This window comes from Vibrio proteolyticus NBRC 13287 (assembly GCF_000467125.1).
GTDB classification, from domain to species: domain Bacteria; phylum Pseudomonadota; class Gammaproteobacteria; order Enterobacterales; family Vibrionaceae; genus Vibrio; species Vibrio proteolyticus.
On record NZ_BATJ01000001.1, the window covers coordinates 172,231 to 191,792 of the forward strand.

At 49.9% G+C, this 19,562-nt stretch carries 17 protein-coding genes; 1 reads left to right on the plus strand and 16 read right to left on the minus strand.

Annotation, left to right across the window (positions count from 1 at the left end):
* Positions 1-265: 265 nt before the first annotated feature.
* The 3 genes from VPR01S_RS00750 to VPR01S_RS00760 form a co-directional block, all read right to left on the minus strand.
* A complete protein-coding gene (locus tag VPR01S_RS00750) occupies positions 266-931 on the minus strand; it encodes a DUF2726 domain-containing protein (protein ID WP_021703369.1) in 666 nt (221 codons plus the stop codon).
* 82 nt (positions 932-1,013) lie between these two features.
* Positions 1,014-1,700 (minus strand): response regulator, encoded by a 687-nt coding sequence (locus VPR01S_RS00755; RefSeq protein ID WP_021703370.1) that lies wholly within the window; start codon positions 1,698-1,700, stop codon positions 1,014-1,016.
* Entirely contained in the window at positions 1,697-3,316 is a 1,620-nt protein-coding gene (locus tag VPR01S_RS00760; protein ID WP_021703371.1) for an ATP-binding protein, read from the minus strand. Before VPR01S_RS00760 ends, VPR01S_RS00755 begins: the two co-directional genes overlap by 4 nt.
* A 352-nt stretch (positions 3,317-3,668) precedes the next feature.
* Here VPR01S_RS00760 and VPR01S_RS23000 point away from each other — a divergent pair, with 352 nt between their 5' ends.
* Positions 3,669-3,893, plus strand: coding sequence for a hypothetical protein (locus tag VPR01S_RS23000; protein WP_040902084.1), 225 nt, complete (start codon positions 3,669-3,671; stop codon positions 3,891-3,893).
* 107 nt (positions 3,894-4,000) lie between these two features.
* Here the strand turns inward: VPR01S_RS23000 and VPR01S_RS00770 are convergent, their stop codons facing one another.
* The 13 genes from VPR01S_RS00770 to VPR01S_RS00830 form a co-directional block, all read right to left on the minus strand.
* Entirely contained in the window at positions 4,001-4,861 is an 861-nt protein-coding gene (locus VPR01S_RS00770; protein WP_021703372.1) for a patatin-like phospholipase family protein, read from the minus strand.
* Positions 4,862-4,972: 111 nt separating this feature from the next.
* Positions 4,973-5,686: a siderophore ferric iron reductase gene (locus VPR01S_RS00775; protein ID WP_021703373.1), complete on the minus strand. Its 714-nt coding sequence runs from the start codon at positions 5,684-5,686 to the stop codon at positions 4,973-4,975.
* Between the two features lie 158 nt (positions 5,687-5,844).
* Positions 5,845-7,026 carry a tetratricopeptide repeat protein gene (locus VPR01S_RS00780; RefSeq protein ID WP_021703374.1) on the minus strand — a complete coding sequence of 394 codons (1,182 nt, stop codon included), beginning with the start codon at positions 7,024-7,026 and terminating at the stop codon, positions 5,845-5,847.
* A complete protein-coding gene (locus VPR01S_RS00785; protein WP_021703375.1) occupies positions 7,026-7,646 on the minus strand; it encodes an energy transducer TonB in 621 nt (206 codons plus the stop codon). Before VPR01S_RS00785 ends, VPR01S_RS00780 begins: the two co-directional genes overlap by 1 nt.
* On the minus strand, positions 7,646-8,050 hold the full coding sequence (locus VPR01S_RS00790; protein WP_021703376.1) for an ExbD/TolR family protein: 405 nt from the start codon (positions 8,048-8,050) through the stop codon (positions 7,646-7,648). The genes VPR01S_RS00785 and VPR01S_RS00790 overlap by 1 nt, the downstream gene beginning before the upstream one ends.
* Positions 8,047-8,610 (minus strand): MotA/TolQ/ExbB proton channel family protein, encoded by a 564-nt coding sequence (locus VPR01S_RS00795; protein ID WP_021703377.1) that lies wholly within the window; start codon positions 8,608-8,610, stop codon positions 8,047-8,049. The genes VPR01S_RS00790 and VPR01S_RS00795 overlap by 4 nt, the downstream gene beginning before the upstream one ends.
* Positions 8,610-9,974, minus strand: coding sequence for a MotA/TolQ/ExbB proton channel family protein (locus tag VPR01S_RS00800; RefSeq protein ID WP_021703378.1), 1,365 nt, complete (start codon positions 9,972-9,974; stop codon positions 8,610-8,612). The genes VPR01S_RS00795 and VPR01S_RS00800 overlap by 1 nt, the downstream gene beginning before the upstream one ends.
* A complete protein-coding gene (locus tag VPR01S_RS00805) occupies positions 9,974-10,732 on the minus strand; it encodes a DUF3450 domain-containing protein (RefSeq protein WP_021703379.1) in 759 nt (252 codons plus the stop codon). Before VPR01S_RS00805 ends, VPR01S_RS00800 begins: the two co-directional genes overlap by 1 nt.
* 171 nt (positions 10,733-10,903) lie before the next feature.
* Positions 10,904-11,485 carry an Lcl C-terminal domain-containing protein gene (locus VPR01S_RS00810; protein WP_021703380.1) on the minus strand — a complete coding sequence of 194 codons (582 nt, stop codon included), beginning with the start codon at positions 11,483-11,485 and terminating at the stop codon, positions 10,904-10,906.
* Positions 11,485-12,927, minus strand: coding sequence for an Lcl domain-containing protein (locus tag VPR01S_RS00815; RefSeq protein WP_021703381.1), 1,443 nt, complete (start codon positions 12,925-12,927; stop codon positions 11,485-11,487). Before VPR01S_RS00815 ends, VPR01S_RS00810 begins: the two co-directional genes overlap by 1 nt.
* Positions 12,928-12,939: 12 nt before the next feature.
* Positions 12,940-15,222 carry a proprotein convertase P-domain-containing protein gene (locus VPR01S_RS00820; RefSeq protein WP_021703382.1) on the minus strand — a complete coding sequence of 761 codons (2,283 nt, stop codon included), beginning with the start codon at positions 15,220-15,222 and terminating at the stop codon, positions 12,940-12,942.
* A 9-nt stretch (positions 15,223-15,231) separates the two neighbouring features.
* The gene (locus tag VPR01S_RS00825; RefSeq protein WP_021703383.1) at positions 15,232-17,367 is read right to left on the minus strand and encodes a TonB-dependent hemoglobin/transferrin/lactoferrin family receptor; all 2,136 of its coding nucleotides are present in this window, start codon (positions 17,365-17,367) and stop codon (positions 15,232-15,234) included.
* 12 nt (positions 17,368-17,379) lie between these two features.
* Positions 17,380-19,374, minus strand: a complete 1,995-nt coding sequence (locus VPR01S_RS00830; protein WP_021703384.1) for a prolyl oligopeptidase family serine peptidase — start codon at positions 19,372-19,374, stop codon at positions 17,380-17,382.
* Positions 19,375-19,562: the final 188 nt, after the last annotated feature.

Here is a 19,562-nt window from a genome sequence, read left to right on the forward strand (position 1 = left end):
TCACCCCATCAGTAGAGGATTCAGGGCGTAGAGTGGTGGGAGGAGAAAACTAAGATAGAAGAGAAGTCACAAAATGAAGCGCTGGACTCGTAGGAATTTTTCTCACTGCCTGATAAACAGTGAGTTACTAGGCAATTTGTAGATTGAAAGAGGGCTTAAACTGTAGAAAAACTACATTTTACTCAATGCGCATAAATTTGATCTTCAGCCCATTGAACATTAGAAAAGACAAATACATAAACGCCCTCAACAGAGGGCGTTCGGGTTATTCAGGTAACTCATCGTCTTCAAAGACCACATTATAGTTTTCGGTATAACTGCACTGTGGCTGCCGACTGCAGGTAAAAAACCGGCGACCTCGAAACTCTCCCTGGCTGGCGGTTTTTATCACCATAGGACTGCCGCATTTCTTACAAAATCGTATCTCTTTGTCTGGCTCAATTAAATCAATATGTGCAGCCAGCAAACGCCGCAGACGTCCGACCTGATAGCTGTGCTTGATGGACGTACCAATTAATGGAATACCTGCCGATTTGCACACGTGCATCAGCAGTTTCTGCCGCTCGGCTTTTCCTTTATCGAGCGGTTTTCCGTTATCCAGCTCAATCACGACGCGCACTTCCAGCGTTCTTGGATCACAGACAATGTAGTCAAAATAACTTTTCGCGATCCGACCGTTCGCGATAAACCACTGTTTTTTGTTGGTTGCGACAGGGGCGAGCACATTGGCCATATTCACTTTTGTCATAACCACACCATGCTCACCAACGGCGGTTTTCAGCGCATTGAAGAAAGCCCCCTCCTGTAAATTTAACAGTGGTCCTTTCTTCTTATAACTGGAATCTTTAATGCTCTCTTGCCTGAGCAGTTTTTTCTGCACCACAAAAAAGAAGATCACTAAAATAACGACAATAAAGAAAATATTTTCCATTAACCACTCATTACCCGTTTACCCCGCTAAGTTGTAATTCTTATGCGTTTCTTATACTTACGCAAGCAGAACCTGCCAGGAACTAACGGGACACCTTGACATATCGCCGTTCAGGGCGTCCAACCGTTCCATAATTTAAATCCGCTTCCAGTTCCCCTGCCGTGATCAGAAACTCCAGATAACGTCTGGCAGTCGTTCGACTGGCGCCTATTTTTTCCCCAGCCTCATCCGCAGTCAGACTGACTGGTGAGGTAAACAGCGCACGGATTTTATCCAGCGTCACACTGTCAATCCCCTTGGGTAGACGTCCGGAAGGTTTATCACTCCCGACATTGGCCTGAAGCATTTTGTCAACCAGGCTTTGATTGAGATCATCCACACTCCCCAGCTCCTGTTGACGTGACTGATATTTTTTCAACGCCGCCTCTAAGCGAGGAAACATGACCGGTTTAAGTAGATAATCCACCACACCACCACGCATCGCCGTCTGGAGTGTTTCCACGTCACGGGCAGCGGTGATAAGAATGACATCGCATCCCAGATTTTCACCCCGTAACTGATTAAGAATATTGAGTCCGGTTCCGTCTGGCAGATACACATCCAGCAAGACCAGCTGGGGTTTAAGCAACTCAAGTTGCATTTCAGCTTCTGCCTGAGTTGTCGCTATCCCGACGACGTCAAAACCGCCCATCTGCTCCAGATAGCGATGGTGTAATTGAGCGATAGCGATATCGTCTTCTATGATCATGACTCGGGTTAACGTACTCATAATTGATCTTCCTTGGGCAAATACACCGTCATCCTCGTTCCAAATTCTTTATGTCCATTAATTACCAACTCTCCGTGGTAACGCTGAGCTAACTGATTAACCAAATACAACCCCACGCCGCGGGTATGGTTATCTTTGCTCGATACTCCCCGTACGGTCAGTGTGTCTGGTGCAATGCCGTCAGGCAGTCCACATCCCTGGTCATCGACTTCCAGAATGATCTCATGGCCAAAGTCACTGATTGACACTTCAATTTGGCGCCGTTCCCGGGCAATGTGGTGCTCCGCTTTTATTGCACTCATCGTGGCATCAAACGCGTTGTCGATCAGATTACCCAGAATCGTCACTACATCCTCTGCGTTGATGCGCTCAGGTAAACCATTTAGCCTTGAACCTTCCTCCACAACCAGTTCCAACCCAAGCTCGCGCGCCCGCTCCGACTTGCCCAGTAACATACCAGCAATCAACGGGTCTCGAACGGTTTCGCGTAAAAATTCGATCAGACTCTGATAGTGTGCCGTCTCCTGACCGATCAGATGTTGTACCGCTTCCAACTCGCCCATTTGTACCAGCCCACTGATGGTATTGAGTTTGTTGCGGTGCTCATGAGTTTGGGAGCGCAGCAGCTCGGCATACGCTTTGGTTTGGGAAAGTTGTTCGGTTAATTCATTAATTTCATCTCTGAGCCGGAAACTCGATACCGCGCCAACCACCTTGCCCTCAACAATAATCGGGCTACGGTTCGCAATCAGTCGCTGACCATTGAGATACAGATTAATATCATGATCGGTTTTGCCTGTCTGAAGAACGGTGTGTAAGTCACTTTCCGGCAGCACTTTCGAAAGTGGCTGATTCAGCGCTGTGTCTTTGTCGATGCCGAGAATATCGCACGCACTGCGATTGATTGAGCGCAGTTTACCAGCACCATCAATACTCAAAATGCCTTCTTTGAGCGTACTCATGGTGACATCGAGTTCAACGTACAAGCGGCCGATCTCCTCAGGCTCAAACCCTAAAATGGCTTTTTGAAAGCGGCGTGATGCGTAGCTGGAAACGATCGCATTCGCGCCAACCACACCAAGTGCCATGAGGATGAGAAATACCAGGAACGGTTCGACTCTATCTTGCAAACGCTCAATAAGATAGCCGACTGACACCACACCAATGATGTCGCCATTGACATTGAATATCGCAGATTTTCCACGCACCGAAACACCAAGGGATCCTTTTGCCGTCGATACGTAGGCGCGGCCCTCAATCAAAGCGCCGTCATTATCACCACCACGCATTGGTAGTCCGATACGCTGATCTATCGGGTGCACAAGACGCACGCCTTGGGCATCTCCAATCACAATGAACGCCGCTCCAATCAAATCCGTCAGTTCGCGAAAACGCTGCTGATGTTCAACGATTTCACGATTCTCGACCATATTGATCACATAGGGAGAGCGAGCCAGAAATGCAGCGACACCCAAGGCTTTCTGCCCCATTTCTTCCTCTTGGGCATGTTTAACGTAAATGAACCCTGCTGCGACGAGCAACAGCAGTTCTATCAGCCCTGATAAGGTCATGATGATCAGCATTCGCTTACGAAAGCTGACTTGACTCCATTTCATACCACTATCCTTAGTTATCTGGCGCTAAGTTACCACTGAATCTTGTGAGGCTCTAAGCTGTCAGCCAATATCTGTGAGGATGAGTAAGGAAAAAGGCCGACAGAATGGAGTTCTGTATGTAAATTAGTCACTTACTATCAGTACTTCCAAAAAGGTGAAAATAGCTAAATATTAATCAAGTTGAATATGTGAATTGAGTCACATCAATTTTAGTCGATATAATCAGCGAAGGCGCTGTACGAATTGTATAATTATTATGCAGCGGCCACATAAGGATGCGAATGTTCAGCGCGGCAATTACAACATAATCAGCTGTCGTCGCGGGGCAATAACGAGGTCAGAGGGATAGAAAATGAGACGGGATGTTTTTGGGATTTGCCTTTCCAAATCCATGCTAAATAATAATCTAGGCGCCACTTTTACTCATGTGCGGGCTTACCAATCAGACGAGCGAAGTGACGATGTGCGGGTAATGAAATCTTATCCGCAAATGTCCGGGCAGGAAGTCCTCAATACGATGCAGGATTCCAAGAGCCTCATCTGGCGAGCAGAGTTTTGCTGTTTGCCGATGAAGTAGTCTATCCGGACTCTTTTCAGTGACTCTCGATTGAACTCGATCCAGCTTAAGGCTGGCTCTTTTTTATTATTGATTCTTTTATTCAAAACCGTTAGCCAAATGAGCTGCTACGCGATTTTCCGCTCCGGCGTCAATTCGAATTTGAATGCTTTGGCATGTTCCCGCCCGGTCACTAAACCCATTTGATACCCTTCCATCAGAACCGACTGTTTCATGGTTAAGCGCTGTACGTGAAAATCTTCCGGCGGTGCAATAACACGAATCACAGCATCGGCCGGCGGGTTATGAATAAACGCCAGCGAGTCATTGTAGTTATCGGCGCGTTTAAGCATGGCATCCGCCAACACAGGATGACGAGCAAACAGTTTCTTCATTAACCAGGGATTACGTGCCTGAGGCATTTCATAGCTGACCGGATGAGACAGAATCACCGTAATATCGCGCGCACCACGACGGTATGCTTCTTTGACAGGGATGGAATCGGCCACACCACCGTCAGTGTAACACCCACCAGAAAAACATGGCGTGTGCTTGTACGCGATTGGTAGTGCTGTCGTTGCCTCAATCGCTTTACTGAAGTTCTCACGGGTCACGCGGTAATAGTCTGCTGATCCAGTGTTCACATTGGTGGCGGCGGCAAGAAACGGAATAGAACTGAAGACACGTTCTTCATCGACGGGATAACGGCGGTTGGACTCTTCAAATAGCCATTTTACGTCAATCAGATCGCCACCTTTAATAAATCGGGTCGGGTCAAAAAAGCGCTTACTGGTGGCAAGCTGAGTAATGACATTAATGCTTCGGTGTGGGTAGTCCGCGAGATAACCAATCAGGTTCGATGCGCCAGCCGAAACACCAATGGCAAAATCATAAGGTTTATGATCCAGCTCCAGAAAAGCATCCAATACACCAGCGGCGAACACGCCCCGCATGGCGCCACCTTCCACAACGATTGCACTTTTTGACATCGGCCTTCCCCATTTAATCACTCAACCAAGTAATTAGGGTATCGGGATCAGCGAGTTAGGGAAAATAGATTGTGCTTATCGATCAGATAGACTGCACCTATTAATCGGTGTTTATTTGCGGTTATCCGGATGACGTGGACAATCAGCACACAGTTCCCTGCCCTGACATTTGAACACCAAACAGCAACTTGTTCGTACCAGTTGCAGTCGTCCACTTTGAGGGTGAACGCTCAGGCTTTTTAAGTGTTTATCCGGCAGTTGGCAGGCGTTCAACCATAACGCAGCCTGCTCAGTTAAGTAGTCATTCGTCAGCTCAGGAAAGAACTGTTGCACTTTGATAATACAACCAAGCAGCAGATCGGCCAGGAGATGATTGGTAAAGCCAGGACGGATTCGACTCCATTGGCTAATCTGGTCACGGTAAAACGCCAATAACTCCGTTAGCTGCCGACCAGCCTCAGCTATCAGGGTTTCCTCATCACCATGTATATGATTGGCATCGGCAAACCGGTATCCTGCGATGAATTCCGGCTGCACCAGTTGCGCCATGCGATGAATGTCAGGCAAGGTGCGAAAACCATAGATGGAGAGAAAAGCAATATAAACCGGCTGCCAGCATAATAAGTCCCAGGTACGCGTTAACCAGTAAGCACTGCCCGCATCCGGATTTGACTGAGCTAATCGATGGTACAACGCCTGAATCGTTTCCGAGGCCGGGGTACTGATATGAATGGAGAGTTCCGGAACTGGCCCGATTTCTCCGGAGAGATAAGGCGTGATCTGTTTTGCGTGATGAAACAACTCATCAAAAAACCCGTGCTGCATGTTCCGCCTGTTGTTTCCCTACAAGTAACTGACGACACGATTATGCCTTTTTTACCAATAAAAGCAATTAGTTCTCATTTGCGCTCGTGAATAAGAGTCACTTACAAAAAAGCCGGAGCAAAATGACTCCGGCTTGGTTATCCCACCAACAACAGCGTTTAGCTGGTTTGCGCTTGATCCTTTGTCTGTTCACGCAGCTTTGTCAGATACTTGATCCAACTCTTGGCCTGGCGAGATGGTTCGGTAGCATCTGCACGTTTTGCCTGGACCAATGCGGCTTCAATTTGATTGAGTTTGTATAAAGCCCGGGTTTTCGCCAACGCGACATCGGCTTTACGCGCCGGTGAGGTCACTTTATCTAACTCCTTCAACGCGCGCTGATAGTGCCCTTCCTGTACCAACAGTTGTGAGACATTCCAATGGTACTGCGCATTGAATTTCGCAGCTTTTGACCAGAACTCAATTGCTTTGTCCCACTCTTTTGCCTGTTGCCAGTATATGGCTTGTTCTTTGAGCAATTTAGCGTCTGAAGCCGAACCGTTTAACTCTGCTAATTGCTGTGCAGCTCGTTCAGGGATCCCACGTTGCGCGTAGAGTTGGGCTAACAAACGTATATCCTGCTGGCTTAACTCGACACCTTGCATCTTGGCCAGTGCCAGCGTGTCCAGCGCACTGCGGTTCTGCCCGACGCGTAAATGAAGGCTCACCAACTGACGCCACCAGGCTGATTTCTGCGGTTCCAGTGCGAGTAACAACTTCAGCGTCGGGATAGCGGGCTTCCACTGCTCTAACTCTAACTGCGCACCCAGCTTAAGTTGAAGTGCACTGGCATTGCTACGATTTCCGAAAGCTTCATACTTTGCAATCGCGTTCAACACCGGCTGCCACTTCTCAACCTGATAGTTCGCCTGAGCGATCCGGAACCAAACTTCATCCGCCTTTTGCGTCTTAGGTACCGATTTCACCAACGCATAGTAGTGCTTGAGTGACTGCGTGTACTGGCCGTCATTGAGCAACAAATCGGCCAGCATTTTTTCCGTGTGCCACGCCTGATCGTCGACCAGCGCACCACTGTTAACCGCCGACTTTAACGACGTAATCGCGTTGGTGTTATTGCCGTTTTGCCAATACACCACTCCAAGCATTCGATTGATCATCGCCTGGTCGTACTTACGCGATGTATCAATCCCTTGTAACAGTTGGATCGCATCTTTGTACTGCTCCTTCTGCGCCAGGTCGTTCGCTTTTTGTAACCGAATGGCCGTGTACTGGCTCAACTCGGCAGCAAGTGCAGAGGCTGAAAGGAGTAAGACTGATATGCAAAGGAGTAATCGCTTCATCACTTGTCCATCTTAAACTCAATGTTCACGGTTTGCCCTGGCTGAGCAACCCCTTCTCCATCCACCATTTGTGGCTGATATTTCCATTTCGTCAGAGCGCGAATCGCTTCACGTTCAAACACCCCTTCCGGGTTCGCACTCACGACTTTAATGTCCGTCGTGCGACCAGAGGCGTCAATGGTAAAACTCAGAACTACGGTTCCTTCGAGACGACGCTTCTGGGCGCGTGGCGGGTAACGCGGCTCAACCCGGTAAAGCGGCATCACTTGTTGAGTGACCCCAAAACCACCGAACTGTGGTGCGCTGACCGCCACACCCTCGACCGCGGTATCGAGCCCCATAGGTTGCAAAGAAGACATCGGTTTTGCCTGCTCAACCGAGCTGGTAGACCGCGTCACTTCGGTTTGCGGGAGTACTTCCGGTTTCTCCGGCGGTTCCGGCAAACTGCGCTGACGACGTTGCGTCTGCTGCTCATTCTCAACCATTACCATGTTGAAACTGAGTGCTTCAGTCGCATCCGGTGCTTTGCGCTGACTGTTGTCCACCATCCAGGCCATAAAGCTAAACAGCGCCATCGTCACGCCGAAAGCCACAGGCAAGGCAATAAGAACTCGCCGCATTAGCCTTTCTCCGCTGCCAGCGCAATGCTCTTGATGCCAGCGCCCTTAGCGGCGTCCATCACTTTCACAACGGTACCGTTGTACGCATGTTCATCCGCCTGAATCACCAGCGACGCATCAGGCTTGTCCAGAATCAGGTGTTCCAATGTTGCCTGAACACGTTCCGCATCGACCATGCGCTTATCTATATAGATGTCGTTAGCCGCAGTGATTGCCACAAAAATACCGGCGTCTTTCTGGCTAACCACATTCGAGGCCTGGGGTCGATTAACCTCCACGCCAGACTCTCGTACAAACGAACTGGTCACAATGAAGAAAATCAACATGATAAAGACGATATCCAGCATGGACGTTAAGTCGATCTGCGCTTCATCGTTTCGGGTATGACGTCGACCGAGTCTCATGACTGACTCCTTAAAGCTTGTTCTAATTTTAATTCACGCAAGTTGCAGGCTTTTGCCAACCGGGCATGGACAAACATCCCGGCCAATGCAGCGACCATGCCTGCCATGGTAGGTAACGTGGCCAGCGAAATGCCAGACGCCATCAATTTTGGATTGCTGCTGCCTTGTGCGGCCATCACATCGAAGACCGAGATCATGCCTGTTACCGTGCCAAGTAATCCCAGCATGGGGCAGATAGCGACTAACACTTTAATAAAACTGAGGTTCTGATTCAGCGCAATATGCGCTTCACCGATCCATCCTTCACGGATAGAGCGCGCGTACCAAGACGATTGATCGTGACGCTCTTGCCAACGCACTATCCATTCGGCCTTCTGTTTCGGAAACGTCATTGTGAGATACAAAATACGTTCCGTTACCAGCAACCAGCTGACCAGTACAACAGCCGCCAACCACCATAAAACCTGCCCCCCTTGCTGCATAAACTGCGACAACGACAAAGCCCAGTCACTGGACGTTATCGAGGCAGGTAGCCAGGAAAAGGAGAATAACGTATTCATTACGCAGCGTTCCCTACAGCTTGTTTCGCGTTATAGGTAGCCGATTCCTTTTCAGCTTCCGCCGCAACCAGACCAATACCCTGTTTCTCCAGAATATTGCGAATCGCTTCAGCCTGAGAGCTCAAGATGTTGTGGGCCAGTAGCAGAGGCATCGCCGCGACCAGGCCTAAAACTGTCGTCACCAGTGCCATAGAAATTCCCCCAGCCATTACTTTCGGATCGCCATTGCCAAACTGAGTAATGACCTGGAATGTTTCAATCATACCTGTCACCGTTCCAAGCAGACCCAGCATCGGTGCCAGAGCAGCTAAGAGTTTCAGCATTGACAGACCACGTTCCAGGCCCGTCTGCTCATCCACCACGGCTTCAAGTAATCTCAGCTCCAGCGCTTCAACACTGCGGTTTTGTTCTTTATTGTAAACTGACAGCACGCGACCAAGCGGGTTGTTACCCGGCTGGTCGGGTGTTTTCAACTGCTGACGAATTTTCTGACGCGCAATCGACAGTGACGCTCCACGGAACAGCGCAATGCCCAACCCAACCAACAACAAAGCAATGATGATCTTACCGACCACACCACCAGCATCGAAACGGTCCGCCAACGTTGGCTCTTGCGCTAGTTGCTCCAGCATGATGCCACGCGACGGGTCCAGGGATAAATGTTGTGTCTCGCCGGAAGCCAGTTGCGACGCGACAGATAGTGTCGGTGCATTGTCCGGTTGTTTCACATAAGCAATCGCATCCTGTCGTTGACCATTCCAATGAACGTAGCCCTGCTCGGTCACCAAACCAAACGCGCCAATACGCGCTGCGTTGACCTGCTCGGTAGCCCCGTCACCATTGATGAAGTTCAATGCACCAGTTGTAATTTCAGCACTCGCATTAATCTGGTCTTGCATCGCCAGCCATAGCCCTTGCAACTGCTTCATAGACGGTAACGATTTGGCTGCGACAATCTCATCGACCACAGAATTGTATTGATTGTGATCCCAGCTGATAACGGAAGATTTCAGTTCCGAATCCAGCTCTTTCGCATTTTGACGCACGACTCCGAACAACTCACCCAGACTACCGGTTTCCAGACGCAGCTGTTCTTCCAGACGCGCCAACGTGTCTTCGTTATCGCTGAACTGTTTGGCCAAAGCATCGGTATCGGCTTGAATAGCGTTACGCTTTGCCACCAACTGCGCTCGAAGCGCCGCAAGCTCTTTTTCTGTTTGTTTAAAGCCCGCTTCACGCTGTACGTTGTGTGCCTGCTGCTGCTTGGCCTCTTGTGCCGCTTTGTTAACCAGGCCAGTATCTGCAAATGACGTTAATGGTAATGCCGCCAAACACAGTGCGGCGACTAATGTTTTCATCTTCATTATTGTGCCTCCGCAACAGAAACCGGCAAGGTCACCAGACCCGGTGCAATTTGTTGATTGGCGATACTGAACGCTTTATCCAGCTCGGCTTTAACGCCTGAATCCAACGGCTGCCACTGTTTCGCTGACTGATTCCAGTTCCAGTACTGCCCACCATTCAAACTGCGTGCAACCAGCGACACTCGGCCAAGGTACAGCACATCTGCTTCGATGAGATTACCACCAAGTTCGATTGGTCCCTGATAGCTACCCAGCTTAGTGCCGTAATCCACTTCAATCTGATACGCTTCCAGAATGCGACGATATTTTTCCGCATCACTGACATCTGCGCGAGTCATTAGCGCTTCGAGCTTGTTCACGCGCTCTTCACGCTGCGCTTTTTTAATCGGTTTGTCGTTTTCAATGCTGGTTTTCAGCCCATCAATCATCTGGTACATCAAGGGCACAATGCCCTGACGGGTTTGTTTGATGTCTTCGATCTGAGTTTGCAGCGAAACGCTTTCCTGCTGCTGGTTTTCAACTAAGGCAGACAGGTGATTGCGATAAATCTCGAGATTTTTGATCTCTTCCCGAAGCTGTTCAATTTCGGCTTTGTGGGAAAGAGTGGTATCGGCGCTGTTGTCGATGCGTTGCTGACTGGCTGCGGACGCCTTGTTGGTTTTGCTTTGAATCGCTTCGGCTTGATTCAGCGATGTGGCGTTTGCACTGCTGATAGTTGTCGCAATCAGCAAAGCAAAGGTAGATTTTGAAAGATTCATAATGGTTATCGGTCGCTTAACGTATGGAACTTGTCCCAATTGATAAAAGCTATCATTATCAATAAAGGTCACATACTAGCGAATTTCACCATTTTTGCAATCAGACAGTGTCGAATATCTGCGAATAATATAATCAAAGCCCTGCATATGCAGGGCTTTGGATGGTCAGGCTTATTGATCGCTAACCAAAAGCACACTCGCTTCAAGCATCGTCGGGCCGTAACTCACCACTTCTGCATTACGCACATCAAACAGTATGATTTCACTGGTTGATTGAATATGGCTGTTACTCCAGACGTACGAGCGCACATCTCCGGCGCCATATCCTTCTTCATTGGTTGAATAAGGAAACGCATTCGCAAAGGCTTTGCTGTTCAGAGCTGGCTTCATGCACGCATGCTCTGCCAGTGTCATTAACTCTTTAACGCTGGGCATACGCCATTCACTTTTGCCAGCAAAGTGATACAGCGCGTGATTCTGGCTTTGGTTAATTGACTGTACCTCATTCAATGCCGCCTGCCAGAACATTCCTGTACCTTCGCCATCACAGCGCTGGTTCGTGCTGTTCCACTTTTTCCCGAGTGGACAGCGCATCCAGGTCAAACCGGTGACTTTGTCTTTGATGGTGCCGTTGCTATTGAACGCATAGCGCACATTAGGTGCGCTCTTTTGTAAATCAATCGAGCATTGTTGCCCTGCCATCCCAACTATTGGCATCAGTGATAGCAGGATACTGGTCGTCAATTTTTTCATTATTTTGCCTCCTTGGATACCAGACGGATCGGTAGCTGATACGACGTACCCATTCCAGCTTCAACCTGGTCACTGTATATCTCGACACCATAGGTGATGCCGCGAGTCTCACCGCGCGTCTGGGCAATCTGGATGTAACGCGCCCCTTCTACTTTGTATGCATCGTATTCGGTAAAGAATTCGGTTGATGTCCAGACTTCTCCCTCAGCAAATTCGCTGGCCACTGATTGACGAGGAAAGTACTGTGTCGTCAGGCCATAAACGCGACCGTCATCATCCGTTTGCGTTTCGCCAAAATCGATCAGGTCGTAGTATTCGCCAAAGGTCGGCAGTCGCCACTGGTCAATGCCACACACTTTATGTTGATTCAGATACGCGACGTACTCCTCGGTTGAGCAGATACCGTCAGTGGCTTTACAGCCTGTTGCGTCAATATCCGCTGCATATGGTTCAAACTGACCACTGACCTGATAAACGAACAGACGGTCCTTAAACTGAGGTGAGGCAGCATCGTCAACTTTACTTTCCCATACCAGACCGGTTCGCTCGTCGCGCACGCATGACCATTCTTCTGCATCGGCACTTAGCGGCTGACCATTGGCATCCAGCTTGGTCAGCTTGAATCCACCGTCTGCGGGGTCGTAACCGAAATCAGCGTCCTGCCCCGGGTAGTCCGCCTGCGGATCCGGACTGTCACCGGCATCGGAAAAGTAGCTGACGATACCGGTGTCATTGTGCCCCAGCTCCGCAGTAGCATTCACTAGCTCGGCCAACAAGGCGTCCATCATCTCATCTGTTGGCGCAGTCGCCAAAATGACGTCCTGATAGTCGGACAAGTTGCTGCTCAGCGCAGCCAGCATCGCATCCGCTTTGGATTTATCCATAGCGGCAATTAATGTCAGCATGTTCTGTTCCAGTGTCGCGTAGTCGTTGCTGTCGCCCTCATTGAGAAGGTTGTTTGACGCCGGCAACCCCATCGCTTTGAGCTCAGCAATGACGTTCGATACCGCAACAGACAAGCTGGCCCCCGCCGCCATCTGCCCTGCAACCAATGTCGTGATGGCATTGATTTGGTTGCCTGAGGTTTTACGTTGACCTGGCGCGACAAGAAATGCGTTCGCTGACGACATTCTGTTCGCATCGCGAGACAAGGAAGAAATGCCGGTATCCAGCGCCACTACCAATGGCGATTCCAAGATGGCCTTGTTGGTACTGGTGATGGTAAAAGCGCCATTTTGTGATGTGGTGGATGGCTCACCGCTGTCACAACGAAAATCTCCGTTAAGATCAGCACACACTTTTTCATTGCCATTGGCCGCTTGTGCGGTCACTGTTCCTGATAAGCTGTAAGTTGGAGCACTGGTGTCAGACCCGCCGGAACCTGAACCACCACAGCCTGCCAGCAACACAGCTGCGGCCAAAGCAGATAGTTGATATTTCATAATAATCATTCTTTATTTAGATGATGAATTAAAGCGCTCACGACGCCAGAACATCAGGCCACTCAGTAGCAGTAGTCCCCACGAGAGTGACCCGCCACCGGACCCGGATTCGTTATTGTTATTTTCAGTAGTGTTATCCGTCGTTTGACGACAGTTGTAGCCTGTCAGCCGTCCAACTGACCACTCGATCAAAGAGCCTGCATCGCCCAGAGAAAAATCGGTGATTTCCAGCCGCCAAGTGCCCGCCAGAGATTCGCCCGTAAACGCCTTTGCCTGAGCATCATGCTGACCCACCCAGTAAAGTGAGCGAGACGACTGAGAGTAAGCCTGATTGGCCATCAAGGTTTGACGTGTTCCGGCCGGAGAAACCAGAACCAACTTTACGTCTTGCAGGTTGTCATGTGCCAGTTTGACGTAAATGACCAGATCATCATCGATGCGCTGACTATCGTCGTTAATAATGAAGTTAAAACTCTTGAATCCGTAATTCACACTTCCGTTGTCTGCTTGCGTGGCATCCGGGATAACCGAGTTTTGCACCCGCACGGTTTGGTTGAGCTGAGGAATGCCAGCGATAAGAGACTGCACATCCGACCAAGTGTGTGTCTGCAAGTTCGGCTGGTACTGATAATCAAGTTGAGTGGTGACAGTGAACACCTCGCCACATACGTTATTTTCAGAGAGCTTAAGCTCTGTGTTCAACGTTTCAAACTTGTCCGAACGCAGCGTTTGAGATTCGCCAGTCGACGATTGAACGCGCCCCTCAACACTGGCTTGCCTGCCATTGCTAAGCAACCGAATCTTGACGGGCTGTCCGCTGTCGACATAACGCGCTTCAAACTCGGTGTTAAACGGTGCTTTCAACAACCCGTGCAACGCCAGGTTTTCCTTCAGCAATCGCTTATATTCACGTGCCGGATAGAGCTTGTCTGCAACAAACATCATACTCTCAGCCAGATCATGCATTTTCATCCCGCGGCCCAGACCATACATGGACTCAAGCACTAAGGTGTCGACTTCTTTAAAGGCCTCTTCACCATAGAGAGCCACACCTTGCTTCAGCGTCTGAAACAGCGGTGTTGACCACAGTTCGTCACCTAACTCTCCAGCCACACTCTCGTGAGCTCGGTATTCACTCTGTTCGAAGTATCGCGCTCGCTGATTCCACAAGCTGCGTGTCGACACTTTGTTACCGAAATAGCCATCCCAGTTAAATAAGGTATCAATCTCAAAGTCACTGCCCTGCTGATACAGTTTGCGGTAACTGTTGGAACCCGCCCAATAGTCGGCAAATCCTTCTGCCAGAGCGCCGGTGTGCCCGTAGCCCCAGTCTGGTACGATTTGATAGTGGATGGCGTGCCCTAACTCATGCACCACAACGTCAGCGTCCATAGCATCCGGAGAACCACCGACACCGAACATCAACGCTTTAGGGCCGAAGAAATAGCTGGAGTTGTTATTGGCTAACCCTCGCGCATCAAACACAAGTGGATCTTCAAACAGATCAAAGCCCAGTGATTGCAGGTACTGCAACGACTGATCAATCTGATAAAAAGCCATCACCTGAACGAAGTCTTCAGAGGCAAATGTGAGACGATTAAGCGCGTTTAAGTCAGCGATTTGCGTCAAACCTTCTTGCGGCAGAAAGGAGGCACTGTCGCTTTGCGACCACGTACCGCTATCCGGGTCCTGCTGCTCAAGGTACGCCGCATCAACTTGCATCACGCGTGAATTTGACAGATAAATTTGTCCACCCACATCAAGTACATCCACCTGACGTTCGACAAAACGAGGCGCATTAGGATAGTCAGACACACTCAGCCAGGGGCCATCCGGCGCAGGTTGCTTGTCCATTGTGCGTAGATCTGGATCCACTACGTTCACCCTGGCAGTCGTGACCGTCCCACTGGCCAGATCGGGCGGCGTTGTCGCCTCAAGTCGACGCGGTTGTTCCAGCTCAGCGGCTGTAATCGCCACGCCGTCACGCAGCACTGTATCTTCGAGGCTCTTAAACACACGTTGCACCACCCCACTGGTGTCGGTGTGAATCACAAGGGTACGTTGCGGTTGATAGGCGCCATCGACGCGGATATCAAAATTGTAGTAATGACCAAGCTGGCTATTCGACTCATAACGTAGCGTTGCGGTTCCTGCCGTTGGGTAATGCAGCTCGACGTAAGCGCGTGCCGCCGCCGGGTCGGCCACCACTTCATTGCCCGCGGGGTAATCCCACTCACCCGCATTCACTGTGGTCGCCGCAAGGCTCAACGCCAGTAAACTCAATTGAGGCTTCATGCTGACTCCTTAAAACGCATAACGCGCGTTGACGGTAAAGTAGCGACCCGGCTCAGTAGAAAAGCGGGTCTGAGACTCAGCAACGCCAGCCACATCCTGGTAGCGCACATATTCGCGGTCGAAAAGGTTAATCACGTTGAGGCTGACATAAGTGTTGGCATTGAAGTTGTAGCCGACGCCCAGATCCACCGTTGCCCAACCAGATGTGGTGGCACAATCCGCTTTCAAACCGAGATCCGTCGCGCAGCTTGGCGTTCTGTCCATGGCATCGGCCCAATTAAGACGTGCGTACCCGTTCAGGTGGCGATTGTCATATCGCAAACTGACGTTGCCTTCCAGAGGTGTAATGGAACGAACATATTCGCCGTCATCATCTTTGCCATTCACCCAGCCTGCTTTGGTCGAAGCGGTCCAGTCGTCAGCAAACGCGTATTCCACCGTCGCTTCCGCACCGTAAGTTTCGACACCGTCGATGTTTTCATAGCGTTTTTCGAACAATCCGCTAGCACCGTTAAAACCTTTGTCGACAACGCTAATGAAGTTATTGAATTTATTGTAAAAAATCGCACCATAAACACGCAGCGCACCGTCATCGTATTTGGTACCGATTTCGAAACTGTCGCTGGTTTCTGCTTCCAAATCGAAATTCGGCAGAATCACAAACGGAGTGATCGGAACAAAATCATGGCTGACGTAACCGTATGTTTTGTCATATTCAGGCGATCGGTAGCCGTGCTTGTAACTGACATAGGCATTGAGATCCGGCGTAAACTGGTAAGCTAAAGAGGCGCTCGGAGACAGCTCGCTGCTGCTGTTATCTTTCAAGTCTTCGTAGCCGATCGCATCGGCATCATCAGCGGTCAGGCGATGCGCGTCGAAACGCAGCCCGAGCATGGCTGTCCACCTGTTCCACTGCATGGCATCCTGGAAGAATACCCCCATAGAATAGCCGCGCGCTGGCGCAAATGGCGTCGAAGAGTCACTGATTTCCCCATTCCAGTCGGAGCGCGTTTCATCGACCGGACGATCGTGGTATGTGGTTTCAATCACAGCACCATACACCATGGTGTGTTCTACACGGCCCACATCCAGCACTTTGTTCACATCCAGCGACCAGCCTATTAATTCATCATTGAAGCGGCGACGTTCGATTTCGCGCCGTTGCTCTGTGATCCCATTGTTGTCACGGTTCATCAGACGATTGGTGTCTTGATCGTACTCAGTGGTACGGTAGTAAAACTTAGTATCGAGCGCGTCCATCCAGGTGTGTAACGCATCGTACTCAGCCCCAACCCAGAATAGGTACGTCGACGTTGTGTTCTCTTCGTTGTAATCCTTTATGTTCCACAGGCCGTCAGTCTGAATCGACGCAATGCCCTCTTGGCGCTTCATCGTTTCTGAATACAACTCAGCTTTTGCTTTCAACAGCCACTGATCATTCACTATGTGGTGCAGCGTGTATTCCGCACTGACACCGTCGACATCCCGGTTATAGAGATCCTGACGGTGGTTGCGCGTCTCTTCTCCAGTCCAATACGCCGCGCTAAGAAGGCTACTGGTATCGCCGACACGAAACGCCAGATTAGACGCAGCACGATATTTATTACTGATCCCTGTGTACGTCCCGCTGGCATCAACGTAAATATTTTCGCCGTTGAGGAAGTCTTCCGGTGTATTGGATTTGAGGATCACAACACCACCGATCGCACCGGAGCCATAGCTGGTCGAACTGGCCCCTTTTACCACCTGAATCTGTTTGAGCGTCGCAACGTCAAACGAGTTGCGACCGGCGCTATCATTTAAATCATCCGCCCCATAACCATCCGACATTGCGATACCGTCTTTAACGATTACGATACGGTTGCCCGACATCCCTCGAATCGTGATGTTTTGTGGCCGGCCAGCGCCGCCAGTCACGCTGACGCCTGGTTCATGGTTTAATGCGTCATACAGCTCTGTTGCACCTTCTTTCTGGATGTCGTCACCGCTGATCACCGCCACCGAGCCAGCCGTTTGTGATAAAGGTTCTTCATATTTGTTGGCGGTCACAACGATTTTTTCATACGTGCCTGGCTCAGATTCAGCGTGCACGAAGCCTGTTGCCAGTGCACTCAGCACAGCAACGTTCACTGGGGAAAGTTTCATTAACGACTCCGGTTAATCAGATGGTTGTAATTGTTCAATCAGAAATGCGTAATCCATCGCCTGCTGCGCTAGGGCATTGCGCCTGTCCGTTGCATGCCCGCTTTGAAAATCTGTTTTAAGAAGATACGGTCCGGCTTTGGTACTTGATTTCGAGATTCGAGCCAGATATTTTGCTCCCTCCCAGTACGGCACGCGCTGGTCATGCCAACCAGCTCGGACGAGCAAAGGCGGATACGCCTGGATGCGGATATTGCTCATAGGATCGTAACGCGTCATCGCCGCACGATCATTGACCGGGTTACCCCACTCCTGATACTGCTGCGCGGTGAGAGGCAGACGGGTATCAGACATACTGGCGATCACATCAACAAATGGCACATTGAGACTGGCCGCCGAAAAACTTTCCGGGCTTTGATTTATCGCCGCGGCAACCAGAGTTCCACCGGCACTGGCTCCGATAGCAGCGACTTTGCGTTGCCCTTGTTGAAACTCACTGAGTGCTTTGGCCACATGTACAAAATCTGCTACGCCTTGGGTTTTATTTACACCCCGCCCAGCTGCATACCAGGATTCACCGAAATACCCACCGCCGCGCACATGAGCAACGGCGTAGATAAATCCACGATCCAGTAGCGAGGTGATCTGAGGCATAAAATAAGGCTTCATCGTGAAACCATACGCGCCGTAGCCGTACAAAATCACAGGCGAATGCTTGCTTAATGCGGAAGGCTTGTATGCCAGTGTGACGGGGATTTGTACGTTTTCCGACAGTACGTCAATCTGCTCGGTTCGGTATTGATCACTTCGGTAATTTGGGTATTCGTCCTGGCTCAGCAACTGACGTGATGCATCGGCCACATCAAGAGCTTCCCATTTCGGCGGCTGAATCATAGACATAGAACGAATATGTATGGTGTTGCTGGCATAATCTCCCGGGCGGCTTAACCAACCAACCGTACCCGATTCAGCGAGCGGTTGTCTGATCCGCACTTTGCCGCTGCGGTCCAAAATGACGAATGTCTCTTGTCCTTTTACACGTTCGGAAAGCACAATGCCGTGTTCGAACAAATAATAGGTGTTAAGTTGAGCGCCATTTTGTGGCTGGTAGATGGCTCGCCAGTCAGAGGTATTGCTCAAAGCCGCCCGATACAGTCGGTTCATGCCAGACAAATTACTGACAAGGTAGACAGCGTTTTCTGCGATATCGGCGTAATACTCAACACCAGTTTTACGCGTGCGGATTGGCGCGGATAACATGCCAGAATTCAGGTTCAGTATCCGCTGCTCACTGGACAACTCATTGTTTACCTGCAACAGGGCATAGCGTTTGTCGCTGGCAACATAAGCAGACAACAACCATCCCGCATCCGCCTCTGAATACACTGTACGAGAGTCCCCCGACTCTAGGTTGTATTCAACCAGATTGGCTGGTCTCAGGTCGCCGTTGGTTTTTCTGATGGCGTACAGACGCGTACTGTTCGTCGACCAAAGGATCTCCGTATCACTGTGCTCGTCGATCACCCGCTCTTGCTGAGTTTTCAAATCAATCAGAGTTATCCGGTACGCTTCGTTGCCTTCATTATCTTCAGCCAGAGCCAGCAAACGGCCATTCGGACTCAGTGACCAATTCGCCAATTGATAATAGCCGTTGCGAGCAGCTCTGGATTCAACATCAAGCAATAGTTTGGATTGTTTGGTGGTTCGGTCTCGCTGAAGCAGCACTCTTTTCTCGTCTTTAACCGTCAGTAGAAACTCGCTTTGACCAAGAATGGTCCAGGGCTCCTGCGCTTTGGTCGGCGTGCTGTCACTCCACTCTTTGATTAACGCCTGCTTAAGGGGCTGCAAATGTTGTAGATATGAATCGGCCAGCTTGTTTTGTTCAGACAGATACGTTTGTACCCGTTCACTGCTGCGGGTGTCATCTCTGAGCCAGGAAAAGTCTTCACTGGCAGACAGATTGGTGGTTAATGCTGATACGGACAACAGAACAACATTCACTCGTTTCATACAATAAACTACAACATTCAAATCATTGATAAGGCGCGTATACTAACCACAAACGATAATGAGATCAATTATCATTTTTATTCAATAGGAAATTATGAGCACATAAACTTCTATCGGACACAAAATCACCAATTTGCGTTAATTTATTGTCTTAATTGAATAAAATTGAGACGAACACTCCCAATGAG